The sequence below is a fragment of the Pseudonocardia endophytica genome, from assembly GCF_004339565.1.
GTDB classification, from domain to species: Bacteria; Actinomycetota; Actinomycetes; order Mycobacteriales; family Pseudonocardiaceae; genus Pseudonocardia; species Pseudonocardia endophytica.
In genome coordinates, this window is sequence record NZ_SMFZ01000002.1 from 1261688 (window position 1) to 1277694 (window position 16007).

Below are 16007 nucleotides of genomic sequence, written 5' to 3' on the forward strand. Positions count from 1 at the left end.
CACCTTCGAGCAATCACAGTGCTCGAAGGTGCCGTTCGTTGCGACGGGGGGCGGGCCGGCAGGCGACGACGGGCTCAGGCGATCGGACGGTCCGTCGGTTCGATCGGCCTCGGGAGGACGTCGCGTCCGGTGAGGTAGCGGTCCACCCCGGCCGCGGCGGCGCGGCCCTCGGCGATCGCCCAGACGATCAGGCTCTGCCCGCGGCCCATGTCGCCCGCGACGAACACGCCGTCCACGCTGGACATGTACTGCTCGTCGCGCGCGACGTTGCCGCGCTCGTCGAGGTCCACGGCCAGGTCGTTCAGCAGGGCGCCCTTCTCCGGGCCGACGAAGCCCATCGCCAGCAGCACGAGCTGGGCCGGGAGGTCCCGCTCGGTGCCGTCGACCGGCTCGAAGCCGTTGTCGCCGCGCTTCACCTCGACGATCTTCATGCCGGCGAGCTTGCCGTCGGCGTCCTTCACGAACTCGGTCGTGTTGACCGAGAAGATCCGGTCGCCGCCCTCCTCGTGCGCCGAGCTGACCCGGTAGACCATCGGGTACGTCGGCCAGGGCATGTTCTCGGTGCGGTGCTCCGGCGGCGTCGGCATGATCTCGAGCTGGGTGATCGACCGCGCGCCCTGCCGGTGCGACGTGCCGAGGCAGTCGGCGCCGGTGTCACCGCCACCGATGATCACGACGTCCTTGCCCTCGGCCGTGATCTCCGGCGCGTCGATGTCGCCCTGCTGCACGTGGTTGGCCCACGGCAGGAACTCCATCGCCTGGTACACGCCCTCGGCGTCGCGGCCGTCGGCCGGGATGTCCCGCCACGCGGTCGCCCCACCGGAGAGCACGACGGCGTCGAAGTCCGCGCACAGCTGCTCGGCCGTGACGTCCGTGCCGACGTCGACCGACGCCCGGAAGTGCGTCCCCTCGGCGACCATCTGCTCCAGACGGCGGTCGAGGCGCTTCTTCTCCATCTTGAACTCGGGGATGCCGTAGCGCAGCAGCCCGCCGATGCGGTCGGCCCGCTCGAACACGACGACGTCGTGCCCGACCCGGGTCAGCTGCTGCGCGGCGGCCAGCCCGGCCGGTCCGGAGCCGACGACGGCGACCTTCTTGCCGGTCTTCGTCCGCGGCGGCTGCGGGGCCACCCAGCCCTCGTCCCAGGCCCGGTCGATGATCTCGATCTCGACCTGCTTGATCGTCACCGCGTCGTCGTTGATCGCCAGAACGCACGCCGCCTCGCACGGAGCCGGGCACAGCGTGCCGGTGAACTCCGGGAAGTTGTTCGTGGCGTGCAGGCGCTCGATGGCCTCGCGCCAGTCGTGGCGCCAGACGAGGTCGTTCCACTCCGGGATGAGGTTGCCCAGCGGACAGCCCTGGTGACAGAACGGGATGCCGCAGTTCATGCAGCGCCCGGCCTGCTTCTCCAGCGTGGCGCGCGGGAAGTCCTCGTAGACCTCGTTCCAGTCCATCAGGCGCAGGTCGACCGGGCGCCGGACGGGGGTCTCCCGGGGCGTGGTCATGAAGCCCTTCGGGTCAGCCATGAGCGGCACCTCCGTGACACAGCGCTGCATTGACGTCGTGGCCCTTGCGGCAGTGCTCAGCCATGAGCGGCCTCCATGATCGCCGCGTTGACGTCGCGGCCCTCGCGCTCGGCGGCCTCCTGGGCCTGCAGGACGCGCTTGTAGTCCTTGGGCATGACCTTGCCGAAGCGCTCGACGGCGACGTCCCAGTCGGCCAGCAGGGCGTGCGCGACGGCGGACCCGGTCTCGCGGTGGTGCTTCTCCACCGCCGCCCGGATGATCTCCCGGTCGTCGTCCTCCAACGGGTCGAGGTCGACCATCTCCGGGTTGACCCGCTTCGTGTCCATGTCGAGCAGGTAGGCGACGCCGCCGGACATGCCGGCCGCGAAGTTCCGCCCGGTCCGCCCGAGCACGACCACCTGGCCGCCGGTCATGTACTCGCAGCCGTGGTCGCCCACGCCCTCGACGACCGCCTGCACGCCCGAGTTCCGGACGCAGAAGCGCTCGCCGACGATGCCGCGCACGAACATCTCGCCGGACGTGGCGCCGTAGGCGATCACGTTGCCCGCGATGATGTTCTCCTCGGCCACGAACGGCGCGTCCGGGTGCGGGCGCAGCGTGAGCCGCCCGCCGGACAGGCCCTTGCCGAAGTAGTCGTTGGTGTCGCCGACCAGCCGCAGCGTGATGCCCTTGGGCACGAACGCGCCGAAGCTCTGCCCGGCCGAGCCGGTGAGCGTGATGTCGATCGTGTCGTCGGGCAGGCCCTTGCCGCCGTGCGCCCTGGTCAGCTCGGAGCCGAGCATGGTGCCGACGGTGCGGTTCACGTTGCGCACCGGCAGGTCCAGGGTGACCTGGTCTCCGTTGCGCAGCGCGCCCTCCGCGAGCTGGATCATCGTGTTGTCCAGAGCCTTGTCCAGGCCGTGGTCCTGGTTGCGGGTCTGGTGGCGCGGCACGTCGTCGGCGTAGTCGCCGACCTGGAAGATCGGCGAGAGGTCGAGCCCCTTCGTCTTCCAGTGCTGCGCCGCCTCGCCGGTCTCCAGCACGTCCGCGTGCCCGATCGCCTCGGCGATGCTGCGGAAGCCCAGCGCAGCCAGGTACTCGCGCACCTCCTCGGCGACGAACCGCATGAAGTTCACGACGTACTCGGCCTTGCCGTCGAACTTCTTGCGCAGCTCCGGGTTCTGCGTCGCGACGCCGACCGGGCAGGTGTCCAGGTGGCAGACGCGCATCATGATGCAGCCGGACACGACCAGCGGCGCCGTCGCGAACCCGAACTCCTCGGCACCCAGCAGCGCCGCGATGACGACGTCGCGGCCGGTCTTGAGCTGGCCGTCGGCCTGCACGACGATCCGGTCGCGCAGGTTGTTGGCCAGCAACGTCTGCTGGGTCTCGGCCAGGCCGAGCTCCCACGGGCCGCCCGCGTGCTTGATCGAGCTCAGCGGGGAGGCGCCGGTGCCGCCGTCGTGCCCGGAGATGAGCACGACGTCGGAGTGCGCCTTCGCGACACCCGCCGCGACCGTCCCGACACCGACCTGGCTGACCAGCTTCACGTGGATGCGGGCACGCGGGTTGGCGTTCTTCAGGTCGTGGATGAGCTGCTTGATGTCCTCGATCGAGTAGATGTCGTGGTGCGGCGGCGGCGAGATCAGGCCGACGCCCGGCGTGGAGTACCGGGTCGTCGCGATCCACGGGTAGACCTTGCCGCCGGGCAGCTGACCGCCCTCACCCGGCTTGGCCCCCTGCGCGATCTTGATCTGGATGTCGTCGGCGTTGACCAGGTACTCGCTGGTCACGCCGAACCGCCCGGACGCGGCCTGCTTGACCGCGCTACGCCGGGAGTCGCCGTTCGGGTCGACCGTGAACCGGTCCGGATCCTCGCCGCCCTCGCCGGTGTTCGACCGTCCGCCGAGCCGGTTCATCGCGATCGCCAGCGTCTCGTGCATCTCCTGGGAGATGGAGCCGTAGGAGATCGCGCCGGTCGCGAACCGGGTGACGATCGACTCGACGGGCTCGACCTCGTCGATCGGCACCGGCTCGCGCACGCCCTCCTTGAACGAGAACAGCCCGCGCAGCGTCATCAGGCGCTTCGCCTGGTCGTCGACGGCCTGCGTGTACTGCTTGAAGACGTCGTAGCGCCCGGCCCGCGTCGAGTGCTGCAGCTTGAACACGGTCTGCGGGTTGAACAGGTGCAGCTCGCCCTCGCGGCGCCACTGGTACTCGCCGCCGACGGCCAGCGCCCGGTGCGACGCGCGGACGTCGTCGGACGGGAACGCGCGGCGGTGGTGCGCGAGCACCTCCTCGGCGAGCTCCTCGAAGTTCACGCCGCCGATCCGCGACGTCGTGCCGGTGAAGCAGGCGTCGACGACCTCCGGCCCGAGCCCGACCGCCTCGAAGATCTGCGCCCCGGTGTACGACGCCACGGTGGAGACGCCCATCTTGGACATCGTCTTGCGCACGCCCTTGCCGAGCGCCTTGACCAGGTTCTTCGCCGCCGTCGACGAGTCGGTGCCGGGGACGTCCCCGCGCTCGGCGAGATCCTCGACGGTGGCCATGGCCAGGTACGGGTTCACCGCGGACGCGCCGTAGCCGAGCAGCAGCGCGATGTGGTGCACCTCGCGGGCGTCCGCGGACTCCATGATCAGCCCGACGCGGGTGCGCGAGCGCTCCCGGACCAGGTGGTGGTGCACGGCGCCGGTGAGCAGCAGCGACGGGATCGGCGCGTGCTCGGCGTCCACCCCGCGCTGGGACAGCACGATCAGCCGCGCGCCGTCCTCGATCGCCCGGGAGACCTCGACCTCGATCTCGCGCAGCCTGGCGCGCAGGCCACGACCACCCTCCGACGCGCGGAACGCGCCGGTGACGACGTGCGAGGCGAAGCCGGGGAACTCCCCGTCGTCGTTGATGTGCACGACCTTGGCGAGGTCGTCGTTCGTCAGCACCGGGAACGGGACGACGATCGTGCGGCAGTGCGCGGGCGTCGCGTCCAGCAGGTTCTGTTCCGGGCCGAGCTGGCTCTGCAGCGAGGTCACCAGCTCCTCCCGGATCGCGTCCAGCGGAGGGTTCGTGACCTGCGCGAACAGCTGGATGAAGTAGTCGTAGAGCTGGCGCGGACGCTGCGAGATGGCGGCCAGCGGCGCGTCGTTGCCCATCGACCCGATCGGCTCCGCGCCGGTGACGGCCATCGGGCGGAGCAGGACGTTCAGCTCCTCCTCGGTGTAGCCGAACGCCTGCTGGCGCAGCGTCAGTGCCTCCGGGCTGGGCGTCTCCCGGTTGCGCGCCGGCAGGTTCTCCAGGCGGATCAGCCCGGCGTGCAGCCAGTCCTCGTAGGGGTGCAGCGACGCGAGCTCGCCCTTGATCTCGTCGTCGTCGACGAGCTTGCCGCGCTCGGTGTCGATCAGGAACATGCGGCCCGGCTCCAGCCGGCCCTTGCGCACGATCTTGTCCGGCTCGACGTCGAGCACGCCGACCTCGGAGGCGAGCACGACCAGGCCGTCCTCGGTGACCCAGTAGCGGGCCGGGCGCAGGCCGTTGCGGTCGAGCACGGCACCGATCTGCGTGCCGTCGGTGAACGCGACGAGCGCCGGTCCGTCCCAGGGCTCCATCAGCGTGGCGTGGTACTCGTAGAAGGCCCGGCGGGCCGGGTCCATCTCGTCGTGGTTCTCCCACGCCTCCGGGATCATCATCAGCACCGCGTGCGGCAGGCTGCGCCCGCCGAGGTGCAGCAGCTCCAGCACCTCGTCGAACGTCGCGGAGTCCGACGCGTCCGGCGTGACCACCGGCGTCAGCCGCTGCAGGTCGCCGGGCAGCAGCGCGGACTCGAGCAGCGCCTCGCGGGCGGCCATCCAGTTCCGGTTGCCGCGCAACGTGTTGATCTCACCGTTGTGCGCCACGTAGCGGTACGGGTGGGCCAGCGGCCATGCCGGGAACGTGTTCGTGGAGAACCGGGAGTGCACGATCGCCAGCGCGGACGTGACGCGCTCGTCGACCAGGTCCGGGTAGAACACCGGCACCTGCTCCTCGGCGAGCATGCCCTTGTAGACGATCGTGCGCGGGGACAGCGACGCGAAGTACGTGTCGGTGGCGTGCTCGGCGCGCTTGCGCAGGCAGAACGTCATGCGCTCGAGCTCGATGCCCTCCACGCCGTCCTCGACGGCCGCGACGAACAGCTGCCGGAACACCGGCATCGCGGCCAGCGCGGACGGGCCGAGGTCGGCAGAGCTCGCGTCGGTCGGGATCTCCCGCCACGTCAGGACGCGCAGGTTCTCCTCCGCGGCCAGCGCGTCGATCGCGGCCATGGCGGCCGCCGCCTCGTCGGCGTCCTGCGGCAGCATCGCGATGCCGGTCGCGTACGCGCCCGGCGCGGGCAGCTCGACGTCGACGACGGCGCGGTAGAACTCGTCCGGGACCTGGATCAGGATCCCGGCGCCGTCGCCCGTGTTGTGCTCGGAGCCGCGGGCCCCGCGGTGCTCCAGGCGCAGCAGGGCCGTGACGGCCTTCTGCACGATGGCGTGATCGCGCCGTCCGGTGAGGTCGGCCAGCATGGCCACACCGCAGGCGTCGTGCTCGTGATCGGCGGCGTACAGACCACCGGGCGAGGGGCGACGCGTCTGGTCACTGATCGCGGCCAACTGCTCCTCCTGTCGTCTCGGTGCACCCCGACTCCAGCATCGGGACGACGTGGACCTGGTTGGTCCCAAACAGAGTGTGCAGATTACAGAGCTGCTCCGTTTGTGCCGTCCGACATGGGCCGTTCGGGTGCACCGTGCCGTGGGTGAAAGGGTCGGGAACCGGAAGCGACTTCCGGGCACGACTAGCGGCCGGGCACTGTTTCTACCCGGCCTTTCTCCCGCGGCACGGCTCGATCGCGCACCCCGGCGGACGCGATCTGGAAGGCACAGAGTCGCATGCGCTCCGCCGCTTGCGCCACCGATGACCGGCCGGGGAGATGTGATGTGGAGCGCCCAGGTTGATCGAACCACGGAAACGTTGCCGAACCGTGTCCCGGCGATGAGCGAACAGTGACCCGGAGCGCGAGACTGCACCCCGTGCCGACCGATACGAGCCGCGCGGGTGTCGGTTCCGTGCTCGCCGACGTCGCCCTGCTCGGTCCGTTCTTCGAGCTGGCCACGCCCGGAACGGACGATCGTGACGACTGGGTCCCGTTCGCCCGCCTGCACACCGATCCCGGCCCGCTCGGGGAACGGATCGCCCGGGTGGCGGCCGCGCTCGGCGCCGGGGAACGGGTGGCGGCGTCCATCGCGTTCCAGGGCCTGGTCGCCCGGCTCGTCGCGGCGCCGCTGGCCGCCGTGGTGCTGCACGGCGTGCTGCCCGCGACGGACGACCTGTCCCGCAGGCCGGGTGCCGACGACCCGTGGGCGCCCGGGCTGCCCGAGGTGACCGGGGTGCGGACGCCCGACCCGGTGCGCGACCCGGACGGGGCGGCCGCGCTCCTGTCCGACGGGCTGGTCGACGGTCTGGTGGCTCCGCTCGTCGACGCCGTCCGGTCGCTGGTGCCGGTGTCCGCGCACGTGCTGTGGGGCAACGTCGCGTCGTCGCTGTCCGGAGCGGGACGGGTGCTCGACCCGGCGCGGCCGGGCGCGCGGCCCGCGCTGCTCGGCGTGCTCGCCGGCCTCATGGACCGGGCGCCGCTGGCCGGGACCGGACGGCTGCTGCGGCTGGAGGAGGACCGCCCGGACACCGAGTGGGGCTTCCGGCGGCGGTCCTGCTGCCTCTACTACCGGGTCCCCGGCGGGGGGCTCTGCGGCGACTGCGTCCTGCAGGGACGCCGGTAGCCCGCCCGGCCTCTAGTCCAGCTCGATGTCGGCGACGGTCACCCGCACGGTCGCGGGCAGGCCGGTCGTCGCGAGCACCTCGTCGGCGACGGCGGCACGCACGGCCGCCGCCAGGTCGCGGGCACGGAAGCCGAGCCGGGTCACGACCGTCACCCCCACCTCGGCCGCGCCGCCGTGCACCGCCGCGACGACGCCGTCGGTGGTCAGCTCGGGCGGCACCGGCGCGGTCGACGTCCAGCTGCCCGCGATGCCGAGCAGCGTCTGCTGCAGGTCGGCGCGCAGCGCGACGACGCCGGGCACCCGGCGTGCCGCCCGCGCGGCGATCCGGGCCACCGCCTGGTCACCGACGTGGAACCGGACGCGGCCGGTCATCGCTCGTCCCACACGTCGACCACCTGGATGTCCACCCGTGCCACGGCGACGCCGAACGCGCGGTCGCCCGTCGAGATCATGACCTGCCGCACCCGGGCGGTGACCGACGCCAGGTCCACGCCGAAGCGGGCGGTCACACCGACCGTCACGTGCAGCGCCCCCGGCTCGCCAGGAGCGGGGGCCGCGGCCTGGGTGATCCGGCAGCTGCGGGCGCGCAGCCCGTCCATCGAGTCCACGACGTGGCGCAGCGTCGCGGCGGCGGCCGGACGGGAGAGCAACGACCCGTCGCCGAGGTCGAGCAGGTCGTGCGGCCGCAGGTCGGCGACGACGGCGGCCACCACCTGCTCGACCAGGTTCGGCGGCGGCCGCAGCTCCTGCGCGGCCATCCGCCCGACGATGCCGGCGAGCCGCTCCCGGTCGGCGACGGTCGAGCGGCAGTGCGGGCAGTCGCGCTCGTGCTCGTCGAGCGTGCCCGCCTCCGCGTGCTCCCAGACCCGGGCGGCGTCCCGGCCGCAGGCCAGCAGGTCCGCGCTGTCGATCCGCCCACCCTCGCTGTCTACCGCCATGCCCGCATCATCTCCGCCAGCGCCGTGCGGGCCCGGTGGATCCGGCCGCGCACGGCCGTCTCGCCCGCACCGGTGATCTCGGCGATCTCGGCGTAGCCGAGGCCCTCCATCTCGCGCAGCACCCAGGACGTCCGCTGCTCCTCTGGCAGGCCGGCGACGGCACGCCCGAGCGCCTCCATCTCCGCGTCGACCTCGGCGGCGCGCTCCGGCGACCCGTCGCCGGCGCGCTGGTCGCCGACGTCGGCGACCGGGACGGTGTCCCGGTTCGTGCGGAGCTGACGCGTGCAGCGGTGGGTGACGATGCGGTACATCCAGGTGGAGAACGCGGCCTCGGCGCGGAACGTCCCGATCCGGCGCCAGCCGTCGATCAGGGCCTCCTGCAACGCGTCCTCCGCGTCGGAGCGGTCCCCGGTGATCCGGACGGCGACGCGGAACAGGGCGTCCTGGTGGCGCCGCGCCAGCTCCTCGAACGCGTGGACGTCGCCCTCCTGCGCGCGCACGACGAGCGTGGGCTCGTCGAGCTCGGCACGCACCTCCCGCGCGTCGCGCAGCGGGGCGGTGGAGGCCGGCGGGGCGTGCGGCGCCCGGCGCGGGCCGCGGCCCCTCGAGCTCGCGCGTCCGGCGTCCATCGTGGCCTGCACCCGGCTCCGTTCGTCGATGAAGAGGCCGACCCGAGTGTGGCTCGGGTCACATTCGGGTGGAAAGGGTTCCGGGCGGGTACTCCCCGGTGCTCGGCGACGGTAGCGGCCCGCTCCCAGCGGTGCGCGCCGATCGCCACCGGGTCACCCGACCCGGGGTCACGACGGAAGGTGGTCTGCCATGAGCGACGAGAAGAAGAGCGACACCGAGAAGAAGATCGAGCACAAGACCGAGGAGTTCGGGGGCAAGGCCAAGGAGGCCATCGGCAAGGCCACCGACGACGAGGGCCTCGAGCTCCAGGGCAAGAACGACCAGACCAAGAGCAACATCAAGCAGGCCGGTCAGAAGATCAAGGACGCGTTCAAGCCCTGATCGCCCCCGCGGCACGGCGACGGCACCCCCGGCGGCATCCCGTCGGGGGTGCCCCCGTGTACGCGGGTCCCTACGATCGGCGCCCGTGACCCCCGATCCCGCCGCCGTTGCCGACGCCGTGCTCGCGCACCCGTCGGTGCTGCGGCTCGACGGCGGGCCGTTCGGTGTCGTCGCGTCGCACCTGCCCGGCCGTCGCCTGCCCGGCGTGCGGATCGGTGCGGGCGACGAGCCGACCGAGGTCGCCGTCGTCGTCGCGCTGGGTAGGCCGTTCCCCGCGCTGGCCGACGAGATCGCCGGACGGGTGCGCTCGGTGCTGGGTCCGGTGCCGGTCGACGTGACGTTCTCCGACGTCGGCGCCGCGCCCGTCGAACCGCAGGTACCGCCCGCCCCGACGGGCCCGTCGGCTCTCGCCTAGACTCGCGCGAGCCCCTGACGTCGCGCGACGCGACGTGGGCCGGCCGCACTGCGAGCGGCCGTGGGTCCGGGGGTCCGCACAGCCGGCATCGTCAAGGAGTACCACCGTGAAGAGCACCGTCGAGCACCTCAGCCCGACGCGCGTCAGGATCAACGTCGAGGTGCCGTTCGACGAGCTCAAGTCCGACTTCGACCGCGCGTACAAGAACATCGCCCAGCAGGTGAAGATCCCGGGCTTCCGTCCCGGCAAGGCCCCGGCCAAGATCCTCGAGGCGCGGATCGGCCGCGGTCCGGTGCTGGACGAGGTCGTGAACAACGCGATCCCGTCGAAGTACTCGGAGGCCGTCAGCGAGGCCGAGGGCGTCACGCCGATCGGCCGCCCGGACATCGAGGTCACCGAGATCGCCGACCACGAGCGCCTGGCGTTCACGGCCGAGGTCGACGTCCGCCCGGAGATCCAGCTCCCCGACCTGGACGCGCTGACCGTCGAGGTGGACGACGTCGAGGTCGACGACGACGCGGTGACCGAGCAGCTCGACCAGCTGCGGGCCCGGTTCGGCACGCTGAGCGGTGTCGAGCGTGCGGCCACGACGGGCGACTACGTCCAGATCGACCTGTCCGCCTCCGTCGACGGCAACGAGATCGAGGAGGCGGCGACCACCGGCTTCTCCTACGAGATCGGCCAGGGCGGCCTCATCGACGGCATCGACGAGGCGCTCGAAGGCATGTCGGCCGGCGAGGAGAAGACGTTCCAGTCGACGCTGGTCGCCGGTGAGTACGCCGACCGCGAGGCCGACATCACGGTGAAGGTGACCGCCGTCAAGGAGCGGAACCTGCCGGACGCCGACGACGAGTTCGCCCAGCTCGCCAGCGAGTACGACACGCTCGACGAGCTGACCGAGAACCTGCGCGAGCGGATCGGCCAGTCCAAGCGGATGGAGCAGGCCACGCAGGCCCGCGACAAGCTGCTCGACCAGATCGTCGAGAACACCGAGGTCCCGCTGCCGGAGAGCGTCGTCGCCTCCGAGGTCGAGTCGCGCACGCACGACGCCGTGCACGCGTTCGACCACGACGAGGAGCGCTTCGCGGAGTTCCTGACCCAGCAGGGCCAGACGCGCGAGGAGTTCGACGCCGAGGCGAAGTCCGAGGCCGAGAAGGCCGTCCGCTACCGCCTGGTGCTGGACGCGATCGCGGACGCCGAGGAGGTCTCGGTCGGCGACCAGGAGCTCACCGAGCGGATCGTCTTCCAGGCCCAGCAGTACGGCATGCAGCCGGAGCAGTTCGTCCAGCAGATCCAGCAGGCCGGCCAGCTCGGTGCGATCTACCAGGACGTCCGCCGGAGCAAGGCGCTGATGACCGTCGTGCGGGCGGCGACGGTGACGCTGGAGAACGGCGAGGCCGTCGACCTGTCCGACCTGTTCGGCTCCGAGGACGACGACGCTGACGGGGCCGATGACGCCGCGGCCACCGGCACCGTCGAGGGCGAGGTCGTCGAGGTCTCCGACGAGTCTTCCGAGGCCTCCGAGCAGTCCGGCGATGGCTCGTCGGACAAGGCCGACGCCAAGGCCTGAGCAGCACCTTCACCCCTGTTCGTGCGCTCTCGGCGAACATCGGCGGCGCGTCGCCGCGGACGCCGTCCGGCCCGCGTAGGGTCGGCCCGGACGGCGTCCCGAGGGGACGCTCAGCGGGTTCACATACCCGAGGCGGGACAGCGAGTTGAAGGCCCCCGAACTTCGAGAAGGCAGGGTGAAGTGAGCCAGCAGGACACCGGCCCGCGGTACGCGGGCCGCAGCGCACCGGCGCCGATCCAGATGCGGTCCGCCGCCACGGCGGGCATGAGCCTCTCCGACTCGGTCTACGAGCGCCTGCTCCAGCAGCGGATCATCGTGCTGGGCCAGCAGGTGGACTCGGAGATCTCGAACCGGATCGCCGCGCAGATGCTGCTGCTCGCGGCCGAGGACCCCGAGAAGGACATCGAGCTCTACATCAACTCACCGGGCGGTTCGGTGAACGACGGCATGGCCGTCTTCGACACCATGAACCTCATCCCGTGCGACGTCGCGACGACGGCGATGGGCCTGGCCGCATCAATGGGCCAGTTCCTGCTGTCGGCGGGCACCCCCGGCAAGCGCTACGCGCTGCCGCACGCGCGGATCATGATGCACCAGCCGTCCGGCGGCATCGGCGGCACCGAGGCCGACATCACGATCCTGGCCGACCAGCTCCGTCGCACCAAGAAGGAGATGGCCGAGCTGATCGCCCAGCACACCGGGCAGTCGATCGAGACCATCGAGCGGGACTCGGACCGCGACCGCTGGTTCTCGGCCGACGAGGCCAAGGAGTACGGCTTCGTCGACCACGTCGTGACCACCGCGGTCCGCGGCCTCGGTTCGCAGAACGGGAGCGCCTGATGAGCACGTTCGACCCGCGCCACCCCGCGTCGATGGGCGACCTCCGCCCCGGCGGCACGGCGCCCGACCTCGCGCGTGCGCGCTACGTCCTCCCGTCCTACGTGGAGCGGACGAGCTACGGGGTCAAGGAGTCCAACCCGTACAACAAGCTCTTCGAGGAGCGCATCATCTTCCTCGGTGAGCAGATCAACGACACGTCCGCGAACGACACGATGGCCCAGCTGCTGGTCCTCGAGTCGCTCGACCCGGATCGCAAGATCTCGCTGTACATCAACTCCCCCGGCGGGTCGTTCACGTCGCTGATGGCGATCTACGACACGATGCAGTTCATCCGCCCGGACATCGAGACGGTCTGCCTCGGCCAGGCGGCGTCCGCGGCGGCGGTGCTGCTCGCGGCCGGCACTCCCGGCATGCGGATGGCCGTCGAGAACGCCCGGATCCTGATCCACCAGCCGGCCACAGAGGGTGTGTACGGCCAGGCGTCGGACCTCGAGATCCAGGCGACCGAGATCTCCCGGATCCGCCGCCTGATGGAGCAGACGCTGGCCAAGCACAGCAACCGCTCCGTCGAGCAGGTCCACGAGGACATCGACCGGGACAAGATCCTGACCTCCGAGGAGGCCAAGGACTACGGCCTGATCGACGAGATCGTGCAGAGCCGGAAGCTCTCGGCCGTCGGCTGAGCGACGCTCGCGGAGCGAGCGTCGGCTCTGCGAGCGGAGCTCGTGGAGCGACCATCGGCTCCGGACGTGCCGCCCGGCCCGTCACCGAAATCGGACAGTGTGAAGTCCCCCGGTGACGGGCTCGGGCAGGTACCGTCTGACGGACGATCGCAGCTCCGCCCGCACGGACCGGAGCGCACGACGGCACTGCACCGCGTTGCAGGGCGCCCCCTGACACGAACACGCCGGACCAGGACTGGGGAAGACACAGATGGCACGCATCGGTGACGGCGGGGACCTGCTGAAGTGCTCGTTCTGCGGGAAGAGTCAGAAGCAGGTCAAGAAGCTCATCGCCGGTCCCGGCGTCTACATCTGCGACGAGTGCATCGATCTCTGCAACGAGATCATCGAGGAGGAGCTCGCCGAGGCCGGTGAGGTCGACCTCAACGAGCTCCCGACCCCGGCCAAGATCCACGAGTACCTGAACCAGTACGTGGTCGGCCAGGACCGCACGAAGGAGATGCTCTCCGTCGCGGTCTACAACCACTACAAGCGCCTGCGGGCCGGTGAGAACGGCCGCGGCGACGCCGAGAACGTCGAGCTCGCGAAGTCGAACATCCTGATGCTCGGCCCGACCGGCTCCGGCAAGACCTACCTGGCGCAGACGCTCGCCCGGCAGCTGAACGTCCCGTTCGCGATCGCGGACGCCACGGCGCTGACCGAGGCAGGCTACGTCGGGGAGGACGTCGAGAACATCCTGCTCAAGCTCATCCAGGCCGCCGACTACGACGTGAAGCGGGCCGAGCGCGGGATCATCTACATCGACGAGGTCGACAAGATCGCCCGCAAGTCGGAGAACCCGTCGATCACCCGCGACGTGTCCGGCGAGGGCGTCCAGCAGGCGTTGCTGAAGATCCTGGAGGGGACGACGGCGAGCGTGCCCCCGCAGGGTGGGCGCAAGCACCCGCACCAGGAGTTCATCCAGATCGACACGACGAACGTGCTGTTCATCGTGGCCGGCGCGTTCGCGGGCCTCGAGCAGATCGTCGACGAGCGGGTCGGACGCCGGGGGATCGGCTTCGGTGCGCAGGTCGTCGGTGCCGAGGAGCGCGAGGTGCGCTCCATGAACGACATCATGCCGCAGGACCTCGTGAAGTACGGGCTGATCCCGGAGTTCATCGGGCGTCTGCCGGTCACGGCCGTCGTCTCGAAGCTCGACGAGGAAGCGCTCATCAAGATCCTCACCGAGCCGCGCAACGCTCTGATCAAGCAGTACAAGAAGCTGTTCGAGATGGACGGCGTGGAGCTCGAGTTCTCGGACGAGGCGTTGTCGGCCGTCGCGGAGCAGGCGCTGCTGCGCAAGACCGGCGCCCGCGGCCTTCGCGCGATCCTGGAGGAGGTCCTCCTCCCGGTCATGTACGACATCCCGAGCCGGGACGACGTGGCCAAGGTCGTGGTGACCGACCAGACCGTGCGGGACAACGTGAACCCGACGATCGTGCCCCGTCAGCCCGCCCGCAGGGAGCGTCGCGACCGCTCGGCCTGACCCGCGTTTGCCCCGTAGTTGTCCGGTGCATAGGTTCTCACGGACTCTGCCGGACGAACCTGGGGGCACGACGTGGCGGGATTCCTGACCCGGGAGCGGATTATCGCTCCACCCGGATGGAGCCGGTGGCTGATCCCGCCGGCGGCACTGGCCGTCCACCTGGCGATCGGCCAGGCCTACGCCTGGACGGCGTACAAGACCGCGCTGACCGGAACGGTGCTGGCCGGTGACCCGAACTCGGGTGTGCTGTCCGCGCTGCCGTTCCAGCTGGCGATCGTCATGCTCGGCATCTCGGCGGCCGTGTTCGGCACCGCCGTCGACGCCCGCGGCCCCCGGTGGGCGATGGTCGTCGCCACCTCGGCGTTCGTGCTCGGCTTCCTGGTCTCCGCGCTCGGCGTCGCGACGGGGCAGTACTGGCTGGTCGTCCTCGGCTACGGCGGCATCGGCGGTATCGGCCTGGGCATCGGCTACATCTCGCCGGTGTCTACATTGATCAAGTGGTTCCCGGACCGCCCCGGTCTGTCCACCGGGATCGCGATCATGGGCTTCGGCGGCGGCGCGCTGATCGCCACGCCGCTGACGAACCAGCTGCTGTCCGCGTTCGGCGGTACCGCGAAGGGCGAGGCCGGCGCGCCGGGCGTCGCGGCCACGTTCCTCACGATGGGCCTGATCTACCTGGTCTTCATGTCGCTGGGCTGGGTGCTGATCCGGGTGCCCGCCGCCGACTGGCGCCCGGCCGGCTGGACGCCGCCCGCACCCGGCGCCGCCGTCGTCGGAAGCGCGAACGTGTCGGCCCGCAACGCGATCCGCACGCCGCAGTTCTGGCTGCTGTGGGTGGTGCTGTGCTTCAACGTCACCGCCGGGATCGGCATCCTGGAACGCGCCCAGGACATCTGGAAGGACTTCTTCCCCGGCGGGCTCACCGCGGCGGCGCTGACGGCCGCGGCCGGCGGGTTCGCCGCGATGCTCTCGCTGACGAACTCGCTGGGCCGGATCGGCTGGTCGTCGCTGTCGGACCCGTTGGGCCGCAAGAACATGTACCGGATCTACCTGGGCGTCGGCGCCCTGCTGTACCTGCTGGTGCTGCTCGCCGGGAACAGCAGCAAGGTGCTGTTCCTGATCGCGGCGATGCTGATCCTGTCGTTCTACGGCGCGGGCTTCGCGACCGTCCCGGCCTACCTGCGTGACCTGTTCGGCACGTACGAGGTCGGCGCCATCCACGGCCGCCTGCTGACCGCGTGGTCGGTGGCGGGCGTGCTCGGACCGCTGATCGTGAACGCGATCGCCGACGCGCGGGCGGGGATCGACGGACCGCCGCGCTACACGCCGGCGTTCATCGTCATGGTCGTCCTGCTGATCGTCGGGTTCGTCGCCAACGAGCTCATCCGCCCGGTGGCGTCGAAGTTCCACGAACCGAAGCAGAGCACCACCGAGACCGCGGAGGCGCAGGCATGAGCGAGCAGCAGGCCACCACCGCCGGCTGGACCCCCGGCATGTGGGCGATCGCGATCGTGGCGTGGCTCTGGGTGGGAGTCCCGTTCGCCTGGGGCCTGTACGAACTGATCATCAAGATCCCGGCGCTCTTCGGCTGAGCGCCCTCTCCCGGCTCTCCTGCCGGGCGTCGCCGCTCCCGGCCACATCGGCCATGATCGGTGGATCGGCGCGGATCCATGCCATGAGCGGCACCGATCCGCGCCGAACCGGCGATCACCGTGACTCGGCGCCGCT

General features: G+C 71.1%; 14 protein-coding genes. 9 read left to right on the forward strand and 5 right to left on the reverse strand.

Annotated elements, in window-relative coordinates:
- Positions 1–74 precede the first annotated feature (74 nt).
- Positions 75–1526 carry a glutamate synthase subunit beta gene (locus EV378_RS24775; RefSeq protein WP_132429821.1) on the reverse strand — a complete coding sequence of 484 codons (1452 nt, stop codon included), beginning with the start codon at positions 1524–1526 and terminating at the stop codon, positions 75–77.
- Between the two features lie 56 nt (positions 1527–1582).
- Entirely contained in the window at positions 1583–6133 is a 4551-nt protein-coding gene (gene gltB, locus EV378_RS24780) for a glutamate synthase large subunit (RefSeq protein ID WP_132429822.1), read from the reverse strand.
- Between the two features lie 417 nt (positions 6134–6550).
- Between gltB and EV378_RS24785 the strand changes: the two genes are divergently transcribed.
- The gene (locus EV378_RS24785; RefSeq protein WP_165922469.1) at positions 6551–7297 is read left to right on the forward strand and encodes a (2Fe-2S)-binding protein; all 747 of its coding nucleotides are present in this window, start codon (positions 6551–6553) and stop codon (positions 7295–7297) included.
- 12 nt (positions 7298–7309) lie between these two features.
- Here the strand turns inward: EV378_RS24785 and EV378_RS24790 are convergent, their stop codons facing one another.
- The 3 genes from EV378_RS24790 to EV378_RS24800 are packed head-to-tail and all read right to left on the reverse strand — an operon-like array spanning position 7310 to position 8876.
- Complete coding sequence (locus EV378_RS24790) at positions 7310–7669, reverse strand: Asp23/Gls24 family envelope stress response protein (RefSeq protein WP_132429824.1); 360 nt, start codon at positions 7667–7669, stop codon at positions 7310–7312.
- Positions 7666–8235: an Asp23/Gls24 family envelope stress response protein gene (locus EV378_RS24795; protein WP_132429825.1), complete on the reverse strand. Its 570-nt coding sequence runs from the start codon at positions 8233–8235 to the stop codon at positions 7666–7668. The genes EV378_RS24790 and EV378_RS24795 overlap by 4 nt, the downstream gene beginning before the upstream one ends.
- Complete coding sequence (locus tag EV378_RS24800; protein ID WP_243653753.1) at positions 8226–8876, reverse strand: RNA polymerase sigma factor; 651 nt, start codon at positions 8874–8876, stop codon at positions 8226–8228. Before EV378_RS24800 ends, EV378_RS24795 begins: the two co-directional genes overlap by 10 nt.
- A gap of 178 nt (positions 8877–9054) precedes the next feature.
- On the opposite strand from EV378_RS24800, the gene EV378_RS24805 reads away from it, so the two are divergent.
- The 8 genes from EV378_RS24805 (at position 9055) to EV378_RS35530 (ending at position 15871) form a co-directional block, all read left to right on the forward strand.
- A complete protein-coding gene (locus EV378_RS24805) occupies positions 9055–9246 on the forward strand; it encodes a CsbD family protein (protein ID WP_132429826.1) in 192 nt (63 codons plus the stop codon).
- Between the two features lie 85 nt (positions 9247–9331).
- Positions 9332–9661 carry a hypothetical protein gene (locus tag EV378_RS24810; protein WP_132429827.1) on the forward strand — a complete coding sequence of 110 codons (330 nt, stop codon included), beginning with the start codon at positions 9332–9334 and terminating at the stop codon, positions 9659–9661.
- A gap of 106 nt (positions 9662–9767) precedes the next feature.
- Positions 9768–11231 carry a trigger factor gene (gene tig, locus EV378_RS24815; RefSeq protein ID WP_132429828.1) on the forward strand — a complete coding sequence of 488 codons (1464 nt, stop codon included), beginning with the start codon at positions 9768–9770 and terminating at the stop codon, positions 11229–11231.
- Between the two features lie 240 nt (positions 11232–11471).
- A complete protein-coding gene (locus tag EV378_RS24820; protein ID WP_132432702.1) occupies positions 11472–12071 on the forward strand; it encodes an ATP-dependent Clp protease proteolytic subunit in 600 nt (199 codons plus the stop codon).
- 32 nt (positions 12072–12103) lie between these two features.
- Positions 12104–12754 carry an ATP-dependent Clp protease proteolytic subunit gene (locus EV378_RS24825; protein WP_132432700.1) on the forward strand — a complete coding sequence of 217 codons (651 nt, stop codon included), beginning with the start codon at positions 12104–12106 and terminating at the stop codon, positions 12752–12754.
- A 250-nt stretch (positions 12755–13004) separates the two neighbouring features.
- A complete protein-coding gene (gene clpX / locus EV378_RS24830; protein WP_132429829.1) occupies positions 13005–14279 on the forward strand; it encodes an ATP-dependent Clp protease ATP-binding subunit ClpX in 1275 nt (424 codons plus the stop codon).
- A gap of 72 nt (positions 14280–14351) precedes the next feature.
- Positions 14352–15734 (forward strand): OFA family MFS transporter, encoded by a 1383-nt coding sequence (locus tag EV378_RS24835; RefSeq protein WP_243653754.1) that lies wholly within the window; start codon positions 14352–14354, stop codon positions 15732–15734.
- A complete protein-coding gene (locus EV378_RS35530) occupies positions 15731–15871 on the forward strand; it encodes an MFS transporter small subunit (protein ID WP_165922389.1) in 141 nt (46 codons plus the stop codon). The genes EV378_RS24835 and EV378_RS35530 overlap by 4 nt, the downstream gene beginning before the upstream one ends.
- Positions 15872–16007: the final 136 nt, after the last annotated feature.

Excerpts from the sequence above, each read along its gene's own strand:
- EV378_RS35530 (WP_165922389.1), top strand. The coding sequence starts at position 15,731 with ATGAGCGAGCAGCAGGCCACCACCGCCGGCTGGACCCCCGGCATGTGG.
- EV378_RS24790 (WP_132429824.1), bottom strand. The coding sequence starts at position 7,669 with ATGACCGGCCGCGTCCGGTTCCACGTCGGTGACCAGGCGGTGGCCCGG.
- EV378_RS24795 (WP_132429825.1), bottom strand. The coding sequence starts at position 8,235 with ATGGCGGTAGACAGCGAGGGTGGGCGGATCGACAGCGCGGACCTGCTG.
- EV378_RS24775 (WP_132429821.1), bottom strand. The coding sequence starts at position 1,526 with ATGGCTGACCCGAAGGGCTTCATGACCACGCCCCGGGAGACCCCCGTC.
- EV378_RS24820 (WP_132432702.1), top strand. The coding sequence starts at position 11,472 with ATGCGGTCCGCCGCCACGGCGGGCATGAGCCTCTCCGACTCGGTCTAC.
- clpX (WP_132429829.1), top strand. The coding sequence starts at position 13,005 with ATGGCACGCATCGGTGACGGCGGGGACCTGCTGAAGTGCTCGTTCTGC.
- EV378_RS24805 (WP_132429826.1), top strand. The coding sequence starts at position 9,055 with ATGAGCGACGAGAAGAAGAGCGACACCGAGAAGAAGATCGAGCACAAG.
- EV378_RS24825 (WP_132432700.1), top strand. The coding sequence starts at position 12,104 with ATGGGCGACCTCCGCCCCGGCGGCACGGCGCCCGACCTCGCGCGTGCG.